Below are 20247 nucleotides of genomic sequence, written 5' to 3' on the forward strand. Positions count from 1 at the left end.
GGTCTTACAACCCCAACTTAGAGTCATCTGCTATTTCGCTCGACAATTACAATATAAAAAACTATTTCGATTATTTTCAGATATTTACAGGATGTAAAAAGGTAACAGATTTCGTTAAAGAGTGTGGATATTTTCGATGAAAAATATGGCTAAGGCTACAATTTGTTACTTTTAAAAATAAATATGAGAGCTTGATTTCAGTGCTTGTTACAGAGGGCATATAAATCCTCCTTCAGAAGCGGTAACACATACCGACAAGTAACTCGAAGCTTGATATAATCCCTTTTTGCCTTTTTAATGCTAACGAGCACAATTATGTCATTGCAGTCTTCTCTTACTCACGCCATTAATCAACGCGCTGAATTTTTTAAACAAGCAGCGCTTCAACAAACCGATTGTTTTCGGGTATTTCATGGCACAGTTGAAGGCGAAAATGGTCTTAATATTGACCGTTATGGTAATGCATGGCTCATTCAAACATTCCATCAGACCTTAACTGAGCAACAGCTTGCGCAAATAACTGAAGTCCTTAACGCACATATTGAGTTACCTATTATCTACAATGACCGTGCTAAACGTAATTCACGCATTGAAAATAATCTTGCTGATGACTTCAATGACTTTGCCTGTTCAGAGCAAGTTATCCAAGAAAATGGCATCAAGTTCACCTCAAAATTACGCCATGAAGGCCAAGACCCGTTATTGTTTCTCGATATGCGTATCGGTAGAGAATATGTAAGAGCCAATAGCCAAGGCAAAACCGTGCTAAACCTATTTTCATACACTTGCGGTATTGGCACTGCAGCAGCCATGGGCGGTGCAACTCGGGCAGTTAATGTGGATTTCTCATCATTTGCTTTGGCTGCAGGCCAAAAGAATGCTGAGCTCAATGAGGTAGCAGATACTTGTGAGTTTATTCAAAGCGATGCTTTTCCTGCGCTGCGTCAATTAGCTGGTCTTAAGGTCGGTGGCCGCCGCGGGCAAAAATTACCTAAATATCCCAAGCTAGCCGCGACTCAATTTGATTTAGTCTTTCTGGACCCCCCACGTTTTGCAAAAAGCCCATTTGGCACCGTTGATCTGATTAATGATTACCAAGGTTTATTTAAGCCTGCAATGCTAACAACAAAAAGTGGTGGCACCATAGTGTGCTGTAACAATGTCGCCAAAGTGGAACGACAAGCCTGGCTCAACAGCTTAGTGCGCTGTGTTGAAAAACAAGACCGCAGTGTCAGCTCAATTGAATGGTTAAATTGCCATGAAGACTTCCCTTCTTTTGATGACAACCATCCCCTTAAGATTGTCGCACTAACGATTGATTGATTCTTAATGATAAAAAAAGCCAGCTTGCATCATAGATACAAGCTGGCTTTTTACTTTATAGGCCATTATTTTCTATTCATAACGCCCATCAATTAACCCATTAGGTTTTACTAATTTTTTAGCACTTATCCCTCGCAAAAGTTAACCTCTGAACAAGCAAAATTGAATTTATCAATTAAACTTAGGCTCATGGTTCATTTTTACGCACAGTGGAACGAGCCATACATTTCGCTTTAAAAATTATAAATACCTTATTTTTATAATTAATATCAGCATATTGACTCATTAATAGGAAATTTAAATATTATGAAAATCAGCGCTCGTAATTCACTGGTTGGTAAAATCACCTCAATCGAAGAGGGTTCTGTAAACAATGAAGTGGTCATTGAACTTGCACCAGGAGTTGAGATCACATCAGTAGTCACTAAAAAGTCTTGTCAGCAACTTGGCTTAACCGTGGGCGGCAATGCTTACGCGATTATTAAAGCCAGTAATGTCATGGTTGCTGTTGATTAATACCCTTTAGCATTTGGCTGTTACAGGTTTATTTAAAGTACATAAAAGTACCTATTCGCCCGCTCTAGCCAGCGCTATATGAGCGAAATGAACTTCCTTTTATTTCGCTCATATATCTATAAACATCAGCATCGGCAAACCACTCCAATGAGCAATTTTTCAGTTTTAGAATAAATAGCACACACCATAAAACATACTATGTAATCTGCTTTGATTGAGTCTAGCGGCAATTATTTATCTTAAACAGAGCCAGATACAGTCACTAAAGTGACTTTTTATTCCTCAAAACTCAGATTCTCCACCTGCAAATTCACAACATAAGCAGTGCAATTAAGCTAACAAAACCACCTTTGCAATTAACATCAAGGGTTTAGCTTTTAATAACTTGTTAAATCAGCTCAACAAATGAACGACACTTGGCCTTTTAAGGCAATCCCCATGATATTTACCGCTAAGTTCCTCTATAATCAATATAACTAATAAATTAAAGCAAAATATTTATGCATATCTAATTGTGATATCTAATCACATTGTGTAACTCATTCAGTGCAAAACAAAAGGAGTTCCATGAATACTGTTTATTCTATTGGAGAGCTTGAATCTTTCCTCGTGGCAATTTTGGTACTATTCATTGGCCATACAATTAATCGACACGTACCTTCTTTCAGAAAATATAATATCCCAGAACCCATCGTGGGTGGACTTATCGTTGCAGGCGTAATCACCATATTACACTTCAACAAAATCAGTTTAGAATTTACTCTTTCAATGCAAAATACCTTGATGCTGATGTTTTTCAGTACCGTGGGGTTAGCGGCAAGTTATAAGCTATTAATGAAAGGCGGTACTAAGGTCATTGTCTTTTTAGGCATTGCATCTTTATATATCATTATTCAAAATGCGGTGGGCGTTAGCTTAGCCAGCGCTTTAGGGCTAGAGCCGATAATGGGCTTAATCGCTGGTTCAATTACCTTATCAGGTGGTCACGGCACGGGTGCTGCTTGGGCGCAAACCTTCCAAGACAACTATGGTATTAATACTTTAGAGTTTGCCATGGCAGCGGCCACCTTTGGTCTAGTCATGGGCGGTATTATTGGTGGTCCAGTTGCCCAGCGCCTTATCAATAAACATAATCTTGTTTCTTCATATGGTGTGGGTGGTAATCATCACGTAGATCATCCTGACTTAGTAACCTATGACCAATTAGAAATTGATCGCGTTACCGGTAAGAAAATTTTAGAAGTGCTATTCATTCTGCTGCTATGTGTGGCAGGGGCTAAGTGGTTCGGCAAATTTGTTAGCTCCATGGATATTGCATGGTTAAAAATGCCTGACTTTGTTTATGCCTTATTCTTTGGCGTGGTCATCACCAACGCCACTGAGTTGAGTCGCGGCTACAAAATCAACAGTGAATGTGTTGATATTTTAGGTACTGTGTCCTTGTCACTGTTTTTAGCAATGGCATTGATGAACCTAAAGCTGTGGGAAATATTTGATTTAGCGGTACCGCTATTAATCATCTTAGTGTCTCAAGCGGCTATTTTAGCGGTGTTTGCCTACTTTGTTACCTTTAGATTAATGGGCTCAAACTATGACGCTGCAGTGATGGCTGGTGGTCATTGTGGTTTTGGTATGGGCGCAACCCCAACTGCGGTAATGAACATGGGCGCATTAGTTTCACGTACAGGTCCGTCGCCACAAGCCTTTATGGTAGTGCCTATTGTAGGGGCATTCTTTATTGATATTGTGAATGCCATTATCTTGCAAGGCTATTTAAGCTTTATGGGCTAGCGCTTAATACGCGAGTTTAACCGCTCGCTTTAGGGCTTAGTTAAAGCTAAACACAGATACAAAAATGCCAGTCAGTGACTGGCATTTTTGTCTTAAAGAAAACCGAATCCGCGACTAAGCCGTTGCCTCTTGGGTTTCTTTACCTGCACAGTGGCCACATTGATTAATCACAAAACCAGCTTCAGTTTCAGTTAAACGACCGTTGCTAATAAACAGTTCAACTAACTGTGCGGCGCTCATATCACTGGCACGACAAGTATGAAACTCTGCATTTTCACCAAATTCTGCTGCCATCAACGCCAGCCATTGTTGTTGTGGCTGCGGGGTATTTTGATCTTTCATCAATTTGATAACGTTACGACCATGAATTGATTTTGACATTAGAATTCCTCAACAGTTAAAAAGCTATTTTACGACACAATCACTATTCCACTATTGCGTTAGCTCATGGTTTAACAAAAATTAACCTACTGAATTATCATCTAGACGCTGATTGGCTATAGTGAGCCGCCCACGAGGCTGTTAAAGTAGTAACTAAGCAGCAATCTAATCAAGAAGTAGAGCAACATGGCAAAAAGTATCTCTCAAGAAACCCAAGCTGAAGCAATGAAAATGGCTAAGGCTACTCAAAAACCTTCACAAACCAAAGAACAGACCAAACTCATCGCTCAAGGTATTGAGAAAGGTATAGCTGAATATAAGAAGTTGCAGAAAGCCAAAGCTCGTGGGGCTGATAAACAGCGGAAACAGAATCTTAAAGCTAAAAACCAGCTCAACCATGATGTAGTTGAACAGCAGCAGCCGCCACAGTCTCAGAAGTCATATTTACCCTGGGTGTTGCTTATCGCCAGTTGGGTCGGATTTATTGCATCTCATGTCCTGCAAGCAAACTGATCATTCTTAGCTAAGGGGATAAGGCGCCCCATTTATTATTTTTGCCACAAAGCAAAACAGTCAGCATAGCTGACTGTTCTTAAATTAAATCTTGCTGCAAATTAGCTTACATTTTTAAGCTGACATCTGAAGTGATTTTAGTCGAGCACGCTAATACATACCCTGCGGCAATTTCTTCAGCTGTTAATGTCATGGTACTGCTAGATTCAGTAGTCCCTGAGGTCACCTGGCACTTACAGGCGCCGCACACACCACTTCGGCACGCTGCGATTATCGGTAGCCCTTCAGACTCTATGCCATCAAGTAAGGTTTGCTCAGCCGATAATGCAACTTTTTTATCCTTGATTGAAAGCATGAAGTTGCTAGTTGTAGCCGCAGTATTTGTGCTGCTTGGGGGTGATTTAACCGCGCCAGTAAAGCTTTCTTGATGGAAGTTTTTCATCTCGAAACCACTGGTTTCAATCAAGGATTTAACTGACACCATGTAAGGCTCTGGGCCACACACAAAAATGGTGCGAGTCATAAAATCAGGCACTAATGCTTGCAGCTTTTCAATATCGATACGGCCTAACATACGGCTGTCGTTGCCAGTATGATTAACGCCTTCAACAAGCTCATCTGCATTTTCAAGCAGGTAACTTAATTGAAATTGAGCACTGCGATAAGCCATCGCACCTAAGCTATCAGCAAAGATAATATCTTCATCTGTTCGAGCGCTGTGCACAAACGCAATATCACTGCCGACTTTGGTATCGAGCAGCCAACGAGACATTGAATACATTGGCGTAATACCGCTGCCTGCACTTAAAAATAAATACTTTTCAGCTGCTATATCCACTAAGTTAAACGCGCCGTCCGGCCCCATTAACGTAATAACATCACCTTCGTTAACGCTATCCGCTAAGAAGTTAGAAACCTTACCACCAGGAATACGTTTAACCGTCACCACAATAGAATAAGGTCTAGATGGAGACGATGACATGGTATAACTGCGGTATACCAGCTCGCCATCAATCTCTAACTTGAAAGTAATAAATTGTCCTGGCTTATAGTTAAACTTAACTGGTGATAAGCCTTGAAAGCGAAAGCTCACTACATCATGGGTTTCATGCCATTTTTCAGTACAGCGCAATTGCACTTCACCCCGTTGCCAATCATCCGCTTTGAGTAGAGATTCATGGGAGTTCGTGGTCTTTTTATTATCAGCAGTGGCTGTAATCTCAGCCGGTGTCTTTGCTTTAGCAGCAAGTGCACCCGACATTGAGAAACTCGGGGTGGCTTTTACCTTATCAGCTGGCTTTTTGTCATCTTTAGTTGATTGGGCTACTGATAATGCTGCTGAAAATGAAAATCCTGATGAACTCATATTGCACCTGTATGGGAAACCATGTGTTAGAAGTAGAAAGTAAAAAACAGACAATAAAAAGGTGATATAAGCGCTAAGCCTATATCACCCAATAACCACTATTTAAGCCGCATTAATCATCGCTTTAAGATCTGACTCAACATCAGTGGTGTTACGTAAACCAAATTGGTCTTCTAACACTTTTGCTAAGTTTTCAGTCAAAAACGCTGGCGGAGTTGGGCCTGTACGAATGTTTTTAACGCCCAGTGATAATAGTGTCAGTAACACCACAATCGCTTTTTGCTCAAACCAAGACAGTACCAAGCTTAAAGGCAGTTCATTGATATCACAGTCAAAAATATCTTTTAATGCTAACGCTAACTGTATAGCAGAGTAAGCATCGTTACATTGACCCACATCTAATAAACGTGGAATACCATTAATATCGCCAAACTCAAGTTTGTTGAACTTGTACTTACCACACCCTAAGGTCAGGATAATGGTGTCATCAGGCACTGATTTAGCTAAGTCAGTAAAGTAGCTACGTTCAGATTTATCGCCGTCACAACCGCCGATTAAGAAGAAGTGCTTAATAGAACCATTCTTAACGTTTTCAACTACTGTTGGCGCCGCTTCCATTAAGGCATTACGCGCAAAACCAATAGTAATGGTATGTGGAATTTCATCGTAGCTAAAACCTTCAAGCTCAAGCGCTTTATCAATCACAGCGCTAAAGTCTTCACCTTCGATGTGAGAAACACCAGGCCAGCCAACAATGCTACGAGTGAAAATACGGTCTGAGTAATCACCGACATTTGGGTCGATAATACAGTTTGAAGTCATTACAACAGCGCCAGGGAAAGTGCCAAATTCACGCTGTTGGTTCTGCCAAGCACTGCCATAGTTACCCACTAAATGTGAGAACTTTTTAAATGCTGGGTAAGCTAATGCTGGTAACATTTCGCCGTGAGTATAGACATTAATGCCCTTACCTTCGGTTTGCTCTAAGATAAGTTCTAAATCTTTCATGTCATGACCTGACACTAAAATCGCCTTACCTTTAAATGATTTGGTGTTTACTTCAGTTGGCTCAGGGTGGCCAAATGCCGTCGTTTCACCCGCATCTAACATCGCCATTACGCGATAGTTTAATTGACCGATTTCCATTGCGGTAGCAAATAGCTTGTCGCCATCAACTGAGTCTTCGCCAAGGAATGACATGATTTGGTGAAATTCACCGGCCACATCGGCATCAGTTTGCTCAAGTACACGTGCATGCTCCATGTAAGCTGCTGCGCCTTTAAGGCCATATAAGCAAAGTAAACGTAAGCCCATGATGTCTTCATTAACATCGTCACCACGGTTTGGCAGTGCAACTGGAGCTTGTAGTAGCATTTCAGGCTGAGAAGCCGCTAAGTTAAATTCAGCTTGAGCTATCACTTCTTCAGCAGCAACGCCTTTTTCAGCGCAGGCTTGTTCGTATGCCGCTTTTAACTTGTTACGGTAAGTTTGAGCTTGATGTGCGTAATCAGCTAAACGTCCATCATCAAAGTTCACATTAGTTAATGTGGCAAAAAATGCCTTAGGAACAAAGGTATCAATCTCGGCATCGATGATATCGAACTGACGCGCCTTAACCGCATAAGCAGAAACGCCCTGCAACATGTAGATTAATAAATCTTGTAGATCTGACGTAGATGCTAACTTACCGCACATACCTTGAGAATAACTACAACCGTTGCCTGCTGGGGTTCTAACTGTTTGTTCGCATTGAATACAAAACATCACTTTGCTCCTGAATTTAATCATGCATAATATTTACATGTTTAGATGCAGTGTACTTAGATCAGCAAAAATCTAAACTGATTTTTACAATATTTAATCGATTTTATGATCTAGATCAGTTTCAGTATTCACTAATATTTAGCCCTATTCACATCGGTTTTATCAATAAAGGCATCATTTAATTAGTCATTTTGTAGTTCATTTAATCGCCAAAACCAAATTGAAAGCACAAAAAAACCAGCAAGTGATTGCTGGTTCTTTTCGTGTGTGTTTTGAGGCGTTATAAGCCTTAAAACTGATTACTGCGCCAATAGTACTGAGAAGCTTCGCTGCAGATTGTCAGGATCTTGTTTGCCAAATTTAAGTAATAAATCATCTTTACCATCGGCATTGATATCGGTTGCCGACAGCATCGAACCTTCAACTGGAATGATCATATCCCATTGCTGAGATCGTTTACTAAAAGGCGCGCTACCAGCCTGACCCAGATAAATGTCTAAGGTTTCATTGTCATCAGACAATAATAACTCTTTATAACCATCGCCATTGATATCCGCTAACGCCACTACAGGTTCACCACTTTGGCCTGAAGTTAAGCTGAAGTTTAATTCAACCTCTTTACTGACATTGGCTTTATCTGCAAACTGGCTCGCTGTGTTCATTTTAAATACATGTACATCTTGATCAATGCTGCCTGACAGTAAGGCGCTTACGATCTGCGAAATGCTAATATCAAAGCCTGATACAATCACCTCATCGACATTGTCATTATCAATGTCATCAAAGCGCAGCCCTGTTAAGGTGCCTTCAGCTTTAATAACCGTCTCAGGGTCGCGGCCAAAAGCCACCACACCATCGTTATTACGTCCTAAGTAAATTTCATAGTCATTGGTACGATCAAACACCCCAGAGCTTTTGGTATATCTGACCACCAAGTCAGTAATCTCATCGCCATTCACATCACCAATACGCTCAACTTTACGGTATAGCAAATCACTTTGATCTAATGATTTGCCATAGGCATCACGCTTATTCCACCAATCAATACCACTGATGGGTTGACTCACCGAAATATATTCTGCGATCGCGGCGAACTGCCCTTGATCGTTTTGATAATACACTTCGAGCGAGCCCTCACCGACTTTGACAATATCATCGCGACCATCAAAGTTCATATCACTGTGATAAAGCGTAGCGCGGCTATATTCAGCGCCATTATTGGTCAGCTCAACTTGAGGCAGTAACGGCAGTGATTGTCGGATGAATTGAGTATTACCAGCACCGAGCAATACATGCATTTCTCTAAAGTCACTTATCAGTACATCAGCAATATCATCATTATTAATATCACTGACAAAATCACCACGAGAGATAAAATCAGCATGGCCTGTAACAGCTAATGAATTAATATCAGCAACGGCAACTAACTCACCAGAAAGCGGTTTTGCTGCAGTATCTGTTTGTTGGCTGGTAATTTGTTTAGGTGAAAGTGAAGCTGAAGGATCTTGCACTAGCATGTCATCAGCGGAGATCGCATCTGCTGGGAGCATACTCACATCTAGCTTGTTAATAGCGCTATTAGCCGTAACTGGGGCATAACGTAGTAATTGCTCTGCAGTGACGAAATACAGCTGTTGCAGCGCAAGCATGCTATCAGTATTAGAGTCGATTTCATTAATATCAAAGCTATAAATATCTTTGTTTAATAATACTTTATCTAGCATCACTAATTGCTTATCGACAATGCCGTATACAGCAAACCAGCGCTGATGTTCATCATCAACACCCAGTGCTAGTAACTCATTGCCCTCATTATCGAGTAAGTTAACGCTTAATACTGGATGAGTCAGTTCAAATTCGGTATCAACTGTAAAAGTGGTGAATTTTAGCTCTGTATCTGCAGCAAAAGCTGGATGGATAAAAGGTAAAATACAACAGCTTGCTACCAATAGCGCGCGGGTTAATTTATTCATCCTGAAAACATATCCTTAAACATTATCTTTAACTTATATAGTTAAGATAACCTTGATTGAATAAAGTTCATACAGTGAAATTGTTACCACTTACGTATCGAGAACGATTCAAGCTGTAAAAGGAATAGGAATTGACTAACAACTTATCTTGCCAAGATCAAAGTGTCTGATAGGTTAGCTTTACTAGTTCTTCACCGTACTTACGCTCAAGTTTACGCACGATAAAGTGACCTCTTGCCATGTCTTGAAAATGATCGATAAATAAGGTGTTAATGATCGCCCCACCCGCAGCGCCTATGGCAGGTACAGCTTGAGCGGCCACCTTTTGAGTCACCTGCACGCCAAAGCGCTCTGCCACCACGGTCACTAATTTAACCATCATTGGCGCAGCTTCTTTACTAAAGCCTTTAGTGGCAACGTATTCAGCGGCTTCAGCAATTGAATTGGCTAACACGGTGCGCACCGCAAAGTAGCCTTTTTCAGCTTGATCGTCATCATTTGACTCACCCCCTAGGGCAAAGACTTCTATGCAGGCCATTTTAGTGGCCACTTCATCGAGTTGCTCACCCTCACTGCGAGCAATATCGGCAATGGATCGCAACATGATGGTGGTTGAAATCGGTAGCTCTAATGCCAATGCGCTTAAGCCGAAAAAGCCCCCCACACCACCACTCACTGCAACACCGAGTTTGTGCCAACGATCAGAAGATTGCTCATGGGGGATGTTTTTCATGGTAAATAGCGCCGCATCCGAGGCTTTCATCAACGCCATTTCTGTGACTTTGCCAATACCATTACTGACACTTTTAGGCAGTAGCGCAAAACCTTGCTCAATGGGCGAGCCAATAAAATCTGTGATTTTGGCTGCTAAGCCGGGGTTTTCAAGTAACTGCTTAGCCTGCACTAATTGGGCATTATCTTCTACAGATAGACTCATGGCTTTCCCTTCTTTCACAGCCGCACGATTAACAACAGCGCTAATAGCTCACTAGATAATGGTGACTTTCTCAATCACTATCGCCGTTTTAGGCACATCGTCATGACCTGCTACCGTGGCCGTTTTAGCTTTTTCAATTTCTTTGACCACTTCAATACCGGCAACCACTCTGCCAAAAACCGCATAACCCCAACCGCTGTTGGTGGTCGCTGTGTGGTCTAAAAAGCTATTATCAGCAGTATTAATAAAAAACTGCCCGGTGGCCGAATGCGGCGCATCGGTTCTTGCCATTGCTATGGTGCCAAGTGTGTTACTCAAGCCACGATTAGCTTCATTAACGATAGGATCGCGAGTGGGCTTTTCTTTCATCTTGGCAGTAAAACCACCCCCTTGGATCATAAAGCCTTTTATCACCCGATGAAAAATAGTGTAATCATAAAAGCCATCCTGACAGTACTGTAAAAAATTCTTCGAACTAACAGGGGCTTTTTCCATATCCAGTTCAATATGGATATCGCCAACATTGGTGGTAAAAATAACGGTCATGGGATCTCAATTTAACAACGAAAAGTTAAGCTCAATTATAGCGTTTATCCTATGCTTCAGGCTATAAATAAGCGTCATGCTTTAAGTCAGATAAAGTAAGCTTATTTGCTACTATTAAACAAATCCATTGCCGCGCGTGTCATTGCCCGCACGCCGGTGCTGATAGTTAACGGATAATCTGGGGCAAACTTACTCGAATGCAATGATGGCAAGCTGTCGCCGCTATCAATACTGGCTTGATACACGCTTGGCTCAACAGCCCCTAACCAAAATAAAGTGATCGGAATATTTTGCTCAGTTCGGCCATATAAGCCAAAATCTTCTCCGGCCATAACCTGTGGCGCTAGCACCACATTATCTTTTCCTAGTTCAGCTTCAATGCTGGCCTTAACTTGGGCAGCCAATGCTGGGTCATTATAGGTCGAAGGTATTTTTTCATCTTCATGCACATACACTTCAGGCATCAGTTCATCAGGTAAACCCGCACTAATCGCAATGCCCTTAGTGATACGTTTTATGGCAGCGATTTGCTGCTCACGTACTTCAGGGTTATATGATCGCAGAGTTAATTGCAGCTTCACTTCATTGGAAATAATATTATGTTTTGAGCCGCCATGAATTGAACCCACTGTGACCACGTTTGGCTCAAGGGGTGACACTTCACGGCTTGGAATGGTTTGCAATGCTAATACTGTGCGCGCCGCCAGAACCACAGCATCGATAGTTAAATGGGGGTAAGCACCATGGCCACCTTTGCCTTTAATGCTGATATCCACCGAATCCACATTGGCCAATGCATAACCACTAATAGAGCCGACTTTACCAGCAGGAATAGATGCACTGACATGCAAACCTAACACCTTATCAGGAGTGGGAAACTCGCTAAATAAACCTTGCTTGAGCATGGCTTTTGCGCCGCCGCCCATTTCTTCTGCAGGCTGGACTACCATCATCAAAGTGCCTTGCCAAGCTGACTTGTGCAACATCAATTGCTCGGCTGCGCCAATCATGCTGGTCATATGAATATCATGGCCACAGCCATGCATAATGCCCACAGTATTGTTATGTGCATCTTGGGTTGTCACTGTCGATGCATAAGCTTTGCCCGTTTGTTCAATAATAGGTAAACCATCAATATCGGCGCGGATCATCACCGTAGGCCCGTCGCCATTTTTGAATATGCCCACCACGCCGTAGCCGCCATAATTATCAGTGACTTCAAAACCTAATTGCCGTAACTCTTTTGCCATTCTGGCACTGGTATTTTTCTCTTGATAGGACAGTTCAGGGTGTTGATGAAGGTGAGTATAAAGCTGTTCAAGTTGTGGTAATGCTTTGGTCACTGAATCATCAAGATCTACAGCGCGTAACGAGGTGGTGGTTATCGTTGCTGCTAAAGCCAGTGATATCGACAATGCTGTTAGTATGGCTGTTAAGCGTGCTGATAATGTCATGGTGTCTTCCTTGTTGACTGTTCATCTTGACTGAGAAGCTTGACTGCTAAAAGTCGTAGTCGCTGATAATTACTATTTATTATATTGAATTAATAACCTAGCATAGCCTTGGTCAATTTTATAATGTGTTGTAAACATTTAGCCGTTCAAAAAGGAAACATACTCGTGATGATGGAAACAGGTCGATTAGTTCGCTGGAATAGCAGTAAAGGCTTCGGTTTTATTGAGCCTGATGAAGGTGGCAAGGACGTGTTTATTCATATTTCAACCCTTAAACATATGGCGAGAAAGCCCATTCAAGGTGATCAAATTGCGTATATCGTAGCGCAGCAAGCTGACGGTAAAATTAAGGCGATCGAAGCGCAAATAGTGGGAGTTGCCACAAAATCAGACAGCCATGCTCACCAAAACTCAACACGAAATAACAGTGGCAAAAAAAGATCGCCGATCAAAATGCAAAAAGCCACCACGGCTTCTGGCACCATGAGCCGGATCATTATTATTCTGATCGTTATCGCCATCGGCCGCTTTGCTTATCAAGCTTACTATGACATCACTAATGCATCTGGAGCAGGTGCATCTGGAGCAGATGCACCAATCCAAGAACCAAGGAAATAAAAGTGACAATAATAATCGAAACTGAACGCCTAATCATTCGTGAATTTAATCTTGGCGATACAAAGGCTGTGCTTGAGTTTAATTCAGAGGAAGTCAACCGCTACACTGGCGATGCAGGCATGTGTAATAACATCGAAGATGCAAAAAACATTATTCAGGACATCTGGTTAGCAGAATACCAGAAATATGGTTTTGCTCGTTGGGCTGTAGAATTAAAAGCAACCAAACAAGTCATAGGCTTTTGTGGGTTTAAATATGATTTACGTATTAATGCAGTAGATATAGGCTATCGCTTACACCCAGATTTTTGGGGTAAGGGCTATGCCACAGAAGCTAACCTTGCCAGTATTGAGTATGCTAAGAAACATATGGATTTAGATATTATTTACGGCGAAGTCGTCAACCTTAATCTTGGCTCAGTCAACATCATTGAAAAGTTAGGTATGACGTTTATCAGACAATATGAAGACGAAGGTTTTACCCTGCTACGATACGCAATCTCGTTAAAAGGTAATCCGCTGCCAGCTGATTAATTGGATTCAAAGCACAAAAAAAGCGCCAACGACTTCTATTAGGGCGCCCTTTATCCATCCAACTCTTTATCGTTAGTTAAGGCTAAAAATACGCTGCCCAGCCGATAACAAAACCTTGGGAAGCTGTATCATATGAAAAGTTATCTTGGTGATAAAGTTGAGACACCCATTTATGTAACTTTTACTTACTTAGAAGTGTGCCGCCCTAGCAGTCTGAGGCTAAAACACATATATTTGAGCTAGATATTGCACTTTTAGGGATAAAATCATGCTGCAAACAACATGGCGAACGCTTTTTACTGCTTTTGTGTTGTTATCGATGTCGAGCCTAATGCCAACCGCCATGGCTGCGGACGATATCAATTTAAAAAAAGTTGCTGAAGCAGAAAAGCGCAGTGAAGCCATAGCCGAAGCTCAAGGTGGACTCACCCTCGCCCGAGATGGCGAAACTCCTTTATCAGCCCTCATTGAAATCGGTCGAGCGGTACAAGAAAACGACTGGGAAGCTGCCACTGAGTTTATTGATCTGCGTTACCTGCCCAAAGATATTAATCCCGAAGATGGTGCCGATTTACTGCGTAAACTGGCGATATTATGGAATAAACAAAACATCCTCGACCTTTCGCAGATCAGCGATCAACCAGAAGGACACCTTAACGATAAACTGCCAAGCTATCGTGATTTGTTAGGGGTACTAGAAACCAGTAAAGGCCCTGTTCCGGTCTATTTACAGCGAGTTCCAGACGGTAAAAAAGGCAAAATTTGGAAGATCTCTAACGCCACTATAGCCCAAGTTCCTGAGCTATGGGACGAATATGGCTACAGCCCGCAAATCGAAGCACTGGCTAACGTTTTACCGCAATTCACCATGTTCCATATGGAAAACTGGCAACTGCTGATCTTTATTCTGTGTATTTTCTTTGGTTGGATCGCCACCGGATTAATCAGCATTGCCGCCAAAACCATTGCCGCTAAATTTGAACATAAACTGGCTGGATTAACCCGTTTTTCAGGCAACAGCTTGCGCTGGTTTTTATATCTTTCGAGCTTGCAATATGTGGCGCTGTCATTAGGTTTATCGATTAGGGCAAGGGTTTGGTTTGATAACAGCACCTTGCTGTATATCGCCAACACCATTCTAATTTTAGGTTTAGTGGAATTGTATTCCGCAATAAAATCCAAGCAATTAAACGATCAAGATAAAAGCTACTCCGTGGCCTTACTCAGGCCTATGGTAGCAATATTAAAAATCGTCATTGTGGTGGTTATTGCCTTAATGTGGTTTGAAAGCTCAGGATACAACATGGCCACCATTTTAACCGGCCTAGGTGTCGGCAGTTTAGCCATTGCCTTGGCGGCGCAAAAACCATTAGAAAATGTCTTCGGCGCATTAACTTTATATGCAGCAAGACCAATAAAACCGGGGGATTTTTGCCGCTTTGGCACCACTATGGGCGTAGTTGAAGAAATTGGCTTACGCTCGACACGGATCAGAAAACTCGATCGCACCGTAGTGCATATCCCTAACTCGGTATTTTCATCCCAAGAGTTAGAAAACTTCTCTGTTATCGATCGTCGCCGCTATAAGCACGATCTGCGCATTAGCCTTGATACCAGTAAAGAGCAACTGCAAATGCTGTTAATGGAACTGCGAAAATTATTATTGTCACACCCCAGAGTGTTAGAGATTGCTCAGCGGGCGCGTTTTCTTGCCATTGAGCGTGATGCGTTTGTCGTCAACGTAAATGCCTATATCGATACCGGTGATATCAATGAATATTTTGGTATTGCTGAGGATTTAAACTTTCACTTACTGAATATTTTAAAGCAGTTAGACATTAAAATTGCCCCTATTGGTCAAAATGTCATGCTACAAAATGCCAGCAGCGCAGACGTCGAGGTACAACAACAAGCGGAGCAAACCATTAAACAATTAATCGAGGAAGATGCCTTACCTTTTCCCAATTACAGCGAAGCTACCCGTGATGAATTTAAAGGCACAGTGCCCTACCCACCTGTGGGCAGTGTCACTAAACCTAAAGATGTGATGAAATCACCAGAAGAAACTGACATTGAAGTAGAACTGAAAGGATAAGTTTTACATTCCAGTCGCCATTAAAAAAGCCGAGAACATCTCGGCTTTTTACGTAATCGGAATAACTAAGCAACTCACCCATGGGTTAGTTTTTAAGGGGATGATCTTCAGGAAGTTGGCGACTGATCCACAAAATCAATTTATGCTTACGATTTGGGCCATCATCATTATCTTCAGCTAATGCTTGAATTAGCCCATCTTGCACCAATAAACGGTAAATACATTCCACTTTATCTTTTGGCGATATACCAACACCAAAGTTTTCAAAACCGCGACGTTTTGCATAACCCTCACCAATTTCCATTGCGAGTTTAAGCAATTTAGTATCGTTCTTACCTGGCTTCATATAACCACTCTCGTTTGGGGCTTTACGCTAAAACTACGCTATTGGGGATAAAATTCAATCACTGCTGCGTAAAAACAGCAGCCAATAACTTGTTTTATTCTTAGTTGAGCAATTATCAATCGATTAGCTTATCACTTTAGCTATTAAGTAAAATTCTGGCACAATAGCTAGATTATGGTTTTATGAAGTGGCTACAACATCAAAAAGGGAAAGTAAGGGTTTAATGACGATAGATAAAGCAGTTATTAGCAAGATTACCACGGCATTAAAAGCTCAAAGTATAAGCGAGATTGAGGTAATTCAATCCCTATGGGGCGGTTATGGCGAACTATTTCGCGCTAAGCTTACTGGTAGCCAATATTCATCTGTTATCGTTAAACACATTAAACTGCCACAGCCAGAGTCGCATCCCAAGGGCTGGAATAGCGCCCTATCACATCAACGTAAACTCAAATCTTATCAAGTTGAAGCTAACTGGTATCAGCACTACGCTCAGCTATGTGGCAGTGGCAGTGGCAGTGGCAGTGATAATGATCGTCAAAGCGAAAACAGCGTGCCTCAATGTTTATACATTCAGCGCAGCGAACTAGAAACCTTACTGATCCTTGAAGACTTACATACTTTAGGTTTCGATCAAGTATTAACCCATGCAGATCACACAGCCATTTTGGCCAGCCTTAAATGGCTGGGGCATTTTCACGGCCAATTTATGGCTAATCAATTTACAACTAGCCAGCCATCAACCGTGAATACCACCGACCTATGGCCCACAGGCAGCTACTGGCATTTAGATACTCGCCCCGATGAATTACAGGCACTCAGCGATCAGCCGTTAAAAATGGCAGCCAATACAATCGATCGCACTTTAAAACAGACGCCATACCAAACAATAATCCACGGCGATGCCAAACTCGCTAACTTTTGTTTTAATACTCACCACGACAAAGCTGCTGCGGTGGACTTTCAATATGTGGGCCAAGGTTGCGGCATGAAAGATGTGATTTTACTGCTAAGCAGTACGCTGACATTTACTGAACCACATAAACTAATCGAGCAATATTTGGATTACTATTTTAGTCAGCTCGCCAGCAGCATTAATCTCCATCAGCCAGATATTAATCCTAAAGAGGTTGAACAAACTTGGCGCCCTTTGTATTGCATAGCATGGGCCGATTTTCAGCGCTTTATTAAAGGCTGGAGCCCAAAGCATGTCAAAATAAACGCTTATACAGAAATGTTAACCGCACAGGCCTTAAGCCAGCTAACGACATCATCAAAGTAGCCAAACCTACTAGTGACTTTTTAAGGACAATATCGACAACGACTATCTAGATAACAACGGTTTTATTAACAAGCATAGCGACAAAAGACATAGCGATAAAAACTAGCCTCGCAAAATCTACAGAATAAAAGCCAAGCAAAATCGCCTGACAAAGATATCCACTCTGTTTGCTTGGCGATCGCTTACAAAAACAACCATTTATTGATATAACTAATGTCTAATGTACTAATTTTGCATATCAAAATCTTGTCGTTTTTTAACTCACGACATTGAAAAATAGCTGATATTCAATGGATTGTAATAATGAGCAAAGATATATTTTTCTTTGGTGACTGGCAGGTTGACCCTAATAGTAACTCCCTTAGACAAGGTAAAAAAACCAAACAACTTGAGCCTAAGGCAATGGATGTTTTACTGCTGTTATGTCAACAGCAAGGCGAGGTGCTCAGCAGCGATGATATCGTCACTCAATGCTGGCCAGAAGCCGATGTCGGCGATAATCCACTGCATAAAATCATTAACCAATTACGCCGCGCATTGGGCGATAAAGCCACTGAACCCAGCTATATTGAAACCATTCGCAAGCGCGGCTATCGCACTCTTGCTAAGGTAAATTTCCCCATTGGCCATGAAACCGTGGCCGACAGCCAAACGTGGCAAGCAGGTTCACCCTTTCCGGGCTTACAAGCCTATAGTGCCAATTACGCCGAGGTGTTTTTGGTCGCAGCAAACAAATTGCCACCTTGCTTGAACGCATCAGTGTACAAGTTAAATATGGCCGCGGATTTTGTTTAGTTTTAGGCCCTAGCGGCAGCGGAAAATCATCACTCATTAATGCCGGAATCATGCCCAATTTAATGGCTAATACGGGTTACAACGGGGTAAAGGTTGCCAGCTATAGCCATTTAGATTTTGCCAATGTGGCTAAAACACAATTATTTTCCGAACTGGCCAGTATCATGCTGGACTGGGAAATCAACGATATTCCAGTATTTAGTGGTGACAGCGCCGAAACCCTGTCGCACAAGCTAATAACAGATATGCCCACCATTATTGAGCAATGTCAGCAGGCCATCAAACTCAGCAGCACTAACGAAACTCACTTAGCATTGTTTATTGATCGCTTAGAAGTCTTTCTGTCATCGCCGATCTTTACAGATGATCAACGTTATGCATTTATTGAGGTCTTAGAAAAACTGGCCAACTCTTCTGTGGTATTGATTATCAGTGCTTGTCGTAATGAGTTTTACCCATTACTAGTGACTTATCCCAGTTTAATGGCGGGTAAAGGTAAAGGGGCTCATTTTGATTTAGCGCCGCCTTCGCGTAATGAATTACTGCAAATGATCCGCCTGCCAGCAATTGCAGCCAATTTAAGCTGGAGTGTCGATCCTGAAACAGCCATGCCGCTAGATGAAATACTCTGTACAGAGGCCGCCAGTAATCCTGATGCATTACCTATGTTGCAATACATGTTGCAAGCGCTCTACCTGCAACGCAGTAAAGACAATCAATTATTGTTTAGCGTTTACCAACAATTAGGCGGTATCGAAGGCGCAATTGGTAAAAATGCCGATGAAGCCATGGCGCAATTAACTGACTCACAGCAAGCCTGCTTACCCCAAGTATTGTCCCTATTGGTAACACTGCGAGAGGATGAAACCTCCATCACCAGCCGCACCGCAACTTGGTCACAACTGCAAAGCAAAGCAAAGCAAAGAACAGCACACATTGACCCAAGCTATGGTCAATAGCCGCTTATTTGTGTCCCACCTGCAAAATGGTCAAGCCTGTTTTAGCATTGCTCACGAAGCATTATTAAGGCGCTGGCCACGGGCAACCGCCTGGATTAACGAACACAATGATAGCCTGCGAATAAAAAGTCGCTTACATCATCTGACTAAACGCTGGCTGGCAGAAAATAAGCATAAAGCCTATTTGCTAGCAGAAGGAAAACCGCTAAAAGAAGCCCAAGCACTTAAACATAATCCACTGTTTGCTCAAGATCTAACACCACAAGAGTTGGCATTAATCAGCGCCTCCAATAATCATGAAAAACGTCAGCGTTGGCAAAAAACCTTCACCATCTCACTGCTACTGGTACTGGTACTGACCTCTATTTTTGCCAGTGTAAAAAGCTTTGAAGCCGAGAAAATGGCCCAAGATAAACGCATAGCCGCAGAAAACTTACTGGGATTCATGGTCGGTGATTTCGCCGATAAAATGCGCGGCATTGGCCGGATGGATTTACTCGATGGCATCAGTAATAAAGCCTTAGAATATTTTACTGAGGCATCATCCCCCAATGATGACAGCTTAAGTTTTGCAGCACGGTTTCAGCATGCGCAAACGCTAGAGGCCATAGGCGAAGTGGCTTACTCGCGCGGTAAAGTCGACGAAGCCAAGCAAGCACTGCTGTCATCTCGCACCAAGCTGCTGGTACTGCTTGATGAACAACCACAAGATTTAGATATTCTTAAAACACTGGGCGCCAATGCTTTTTGGCTGGGGCAATTAGATTATGACATAAGTGATTGGGCTGCTACTGCGCTGTGGTTTAAGCAATATCTTAGTTACAGCCAAATGATGTATGACTTAGCTCCTGAAAATACCGAAGCCTTAATGGAGCTATCTTACGCTCATAACTCCTTAGGTTCAGTGTCACAAAACTGCAAGATTTCATCCAAGCAAAAAATTATTTTGAGCTCTCGTTACAGCGTTATGCTTTCGTACTGGTTAATAGTGGCCATTCGCAGGCCAAGCCGCACAGTTCAAAGCATTGGTAACCAAAGGATAATTGTTATAGCTT

The 20247-nt window shown here is 42.0% G+C and carries 16 protein-coding genes and 1 pseudogene; 9 read left to right on the top strand and 8 right to left on the bottom strand.

Annotation, left to right across the window (positions count from 1 at the left end):
* The first annotated feature begins 315 nt into the window (after positions 1-315).
* From Q4557_RS16055 to gltS, 3 genes are all read left to right on the top strand, one after another.
* Positions 316-1323, top strand: a complete 1008-nt coding sequence (locus tag Q4557_RS16055; protein WP_303413927.1) for a class I SAM-dependent rRNA methyltransferase — start codon at positions 316-318, stop codon at positions 1321-1323.
* 306 nt (positions 1324-1629) lie between these two features.
* Positions 1630-1839 carry a molybdopterin-binding protein gene (locus tag Q4557_RS16060; RefSeq protein ID WP_076538818.1) on the top strand — a complete coding sequence of 70 codons (210 nt, stop codon included), beginning with the start codon at positions 1630-1632 and terminating at the stop codon, positions 1837-1839.
* 567 nt (positions 1840-2406) lie between these two features.
* Positions 2407-3630: a sodium/glutamate symporter gene (gene gltS / locus Q4557_RS16065; protein ID WP_076538815.1), complete on the top strand. Its 1224-nt coding sequence runs from the start codon at positions 2407-2409 to the stop codon at positions 3628-3630.
* Between the two features lie 114 nt (positions 3631-3744).
* Here the strand turns inward: gltS and Q4557_RS16070 are convergent, their stop codons facing one another.
* Positions 3745-4011, bottom strand: coding sequence for a YecH family protein (locus tag Q4557_RS16070; RefSeq protein ID WP_102437627.1), 267 nt, complete (start codon positions 4009-4011; stop codon positions 3745-3747).
* 186 nt (positions 4012-4197) lie between these two features.
* On the opposite strand from Q4557_RS16070, the gene Q4557_RS16075 reads away from it, so the two are divergent.
* Positions 4198-4524 (top strand): DUF2956 domain-containing protein, encoded by a 327-nt coding sequence (locus Q4557_RS16075; RefSeq protein ID WP_102437626.1) that lies wholly within the window; start codon positions 4198-4200, stop codon positions 4522-4524.
* 106 nt (positions 4525-4630) lie between these two features.
* Here the strand turns inward: Q4557_RS16075 and Q4557_RS16080 are convergent, their stop codons facing one another.
* The 6 genes from Q4557_RS16080 to Q4557_RS16105 all read right to left on the bottom strand — a co-directional run bounded on the left by Q4557_RS16080 (position 4631) and on the right by Q4557_RS16105 (position 12564).
* Positions 4631-5890, bottom strand: coding sequence for a hybrid-cluster NAD(P)-dependent oxidoreductase (locus tag Q4557_RS16080; RefSeq protein ID WP_303413932.1), 1260 nt, complete (start codon positions 5888-5890; stop codon positions 4631-4633).
* Positions 5891-5992: 102 nt separating this feature from the next.
* Positions 5993-7654 (bottom strand): hydroxylamine reductase, encoded by a 1662-nt coding sequence (hcp, locus tag Q4557_RS16085; RefSeq protein WP_303413934.1) that lies wholly within the window; start codon positions 7652-7654, stop codon positions 5993-5995.
* A gap of 299 nt (positions 7655-7953) precedes the next feature.
* Positions 7954-9627, bottom strand: coding sequence for a VCBS repeat-containing protein (locus Q4557_RS16090; protein WP_303413936.1), 1674 nt, complete (start codon positions 9625-9627; stop codon positions 7954-7956).
* 157 nt (positions 9628-9784) lie between these two features.
* Positions 9785-10564, bottom strand: coding sequence for an EcsC family protein (locus Q4557_RS16095; protein WP_102437619.1), 780 nt, complete (start codon positions 10562-10564; stop codon positions 9785-9787).
* A gap of 51 nt (positions 10565-10615) precedes the next feature.
* On the bottom strand, positions 10616-11110 hold the full coding sequence (locus Q4557_RS16100) for a peptidylprolyl isomerase (RefSeq protein ID WP_102437617.1): 495 nt from the start codon (positions 11108-11110) through the stop codon (positions 10616-10618).
* Positions 11111-11211: 101 nt separating this feature from the next.
* Positions 11212-12564 (bottom strand): M20 family metallopeptidase, encoded by a 1353-nt coding sequence (locus Q4557_RS16105; RefSeq protein ID WP_303413939.1) that lies wholly within the window; start codon positions 12562-12564, stop codon positions 11212-11214.
* A 168-nt stretch (positions 12565-12732) separates the two neighbouring features.
* Here Q4557_RS16105 and Q4557_RS16110 point away from each other — a divergent pair, with 168 nt between their 5' ends.
* From Q4557_RS16110 to Q4557_RS16120, 3 genes are all read left to right on the top strand, one after another.
* On the top strand, positions 12733-13182 hold the full coding sequence (locus Q4557_RS16110; RefSeq protein WP_241900980.1) for a cold-shock protein: 450 nt from the start codon (positions 12733-12735) through the stop codon (positions 13180-13182).
* A 2-nt stretch (positions 13183-13184) separates the two neighbouring features.
* Positions 13185-13715, top strand: a complete 531-nt coding sequence (locus Q4557_RS16115) for a GNAT family N-acetyltransferase (RefSeq protein WP_102530689.1) — start codon at positions 13185-13187, stop codon at positions 13713-13715.
* 268 nt (positions 13716-13983) lie between these two features.
* Positions 13984-15810 (top strand): mechanosensitive ion channel family protein, encoded by a 1827-nt coding sequence (locus tag Q4557_RS16120; RefSeq protein ID WP_102437613.1) that lies wholly within the window; start codon positions 13984-13986, stop codon positions 15808-15810.
* Positions 15811-15895: 85 nt separating this feature from the next.
* Here the strand turns inward: Q4557_RS16120 and Q4557_RS16125 are convergent, their stop codons facing one another.
* A complete protein-coding gene (locus Q4557_RS16125; RefSeq protein WP_102437611.1) occupies positions 15896-16156 on the bottom strand; it encodes a DUF5062 family protein in 261 nt (86 codons plus the stop codon).
* Between the two features lie 223 nt (positions 16157-16379).
* On the opposite strand from Q4557_RS16125, the gene Q4557_RS16130 reads away from it, so the two are divergent.
* A complete protein-coding gene (locus Q4557_RS16130; protein ID WP_303413943.1) occupies positions 16380-17438 on the top strand; it encodes a phosphotransferase in 1059 nt (352 codons plus the stop codon).
* A gap of 303 nt (positions 17439-17741) precedes the next feature.
* A pseudogene (locus Q4557_RS16135) lies at positions 17742-20155 on the top strand (winged helix-turn-helix domain-containing protein); the annotation flags it as partial.
* Positions 20156-20247 lie beyond the last annotated feature (92 nt).

Source organism: Shewanella sp. 5_MG-2023, from assembly GCF_030547465.1.
GTDB lineage: Bacteria > Pseudomonadota > Gammaproteobacteria > Enterobacterales > Shewanellaceae > Shewanella.

Bases quoted from the DNA above. Each gene is read 5' to 3' on its own strand.
- Q4557_RS16120 (WP_102437613.1), top strand. From the start codon at position 13,984: ATGCTGCAAACAACATGGCGAACGCTTTTTACTGCTTTTGTGTTGTTA.
- Q4557_RS16075 (WP_102437626.1), top strand. From the start codon at position 4,198: ATGGCAAAAAGTATCTCTCAAGAAACCCAAGCTGAAGCAATGAAAATG.
- Q4557_RS16100 (WP_102437617.1), bottom strand. From the start codon at position 11,110: ATGACCGTTATTTTTACCACCAATGTTGGCGATATCCATATTGAACTG.
- Q4557_RS16090 (WP_303413936.1), bottom strand. From the start codon at position 9,627: ATGAATAAATTAACCCGCGCGCTATTGGTAGCAAGCTGTTGTATTTTA.
- Q4557_RS16105 (WP_303413939.1), bottom strand. From the start codon at position 12,564: ATGACATTATCAGCACGCTTAACAGCCATACTAACAGCATTGTCGATA.
- Q4557_RS16055 (WP_303413927.1), top strand. From the start codon at position 316: ATGTCATTGCAGTCTTCTCTTACTCACGCCATTAATCAACGCGCTGAA.
- gltS (WP_076538815.1), top strand. From the start codon at position 2,407: ATGAATACTGTTTATTCTATTGGAGAGCTTGAATCTTTCCTCGTGGCA.
- Q4557_RS16070 (WP_102437627.1), bottom strand. From the start codon at position 4,011: ATGTCAAAATCAATTCATGGTCGTAACGTTATCAAATTGATGAAAGAT.
- Q4557_RS16060 (WP_076538818.1), top strand. From the start codon at position 1,630: ATGAAAATCAGCGCTCGTAATTCACTGGTTGGTAAAATCACCTCAATC.
- Q4557_RS16080 (WP_303413932.1), bottom strand. From the start codon at position 5,890: ATGAGTTCATCAGGATTTTCATTTTCAGCAGCATTATCAGTAGCCCAA.
- hcp (WP_303413934.1), bottom strand. From the start codon at position 7,654: ATGTTTTGTATTCAATGCGAACAAACAGTTAGAACCCCAGCAGGCAAC.
- Q4557_RS16110 (WP_241900980.1), top strand. From the start codon at position 12,733: ATGATGGAAACAGGTCGATTAGTTCGCTGGAATAGCAGTAAAGGCTTC.
- Q4557_RS16095 (WP_102437619.1), bottom strand. From the start codon at position 10,564: ATGAGTCTATCTGTAGAAGATAATGCCCAATTAGTGCAGGCTAAGCAG.
- Q4557_RS16125 (WP_102437611.1), bottom strand. From the start codon at position 16,156: ATGAAGCCAGGTAAGAACGATACTAAATTGCTTAAACTCGCAATGGAA.
- Q4557_RS16130 (WP_303413943.1), top strand. From the start codon at position 16,380: ATGACGATAGATAAAGCAGTTATTAGCAAGATTACCACGGCATTAAAA.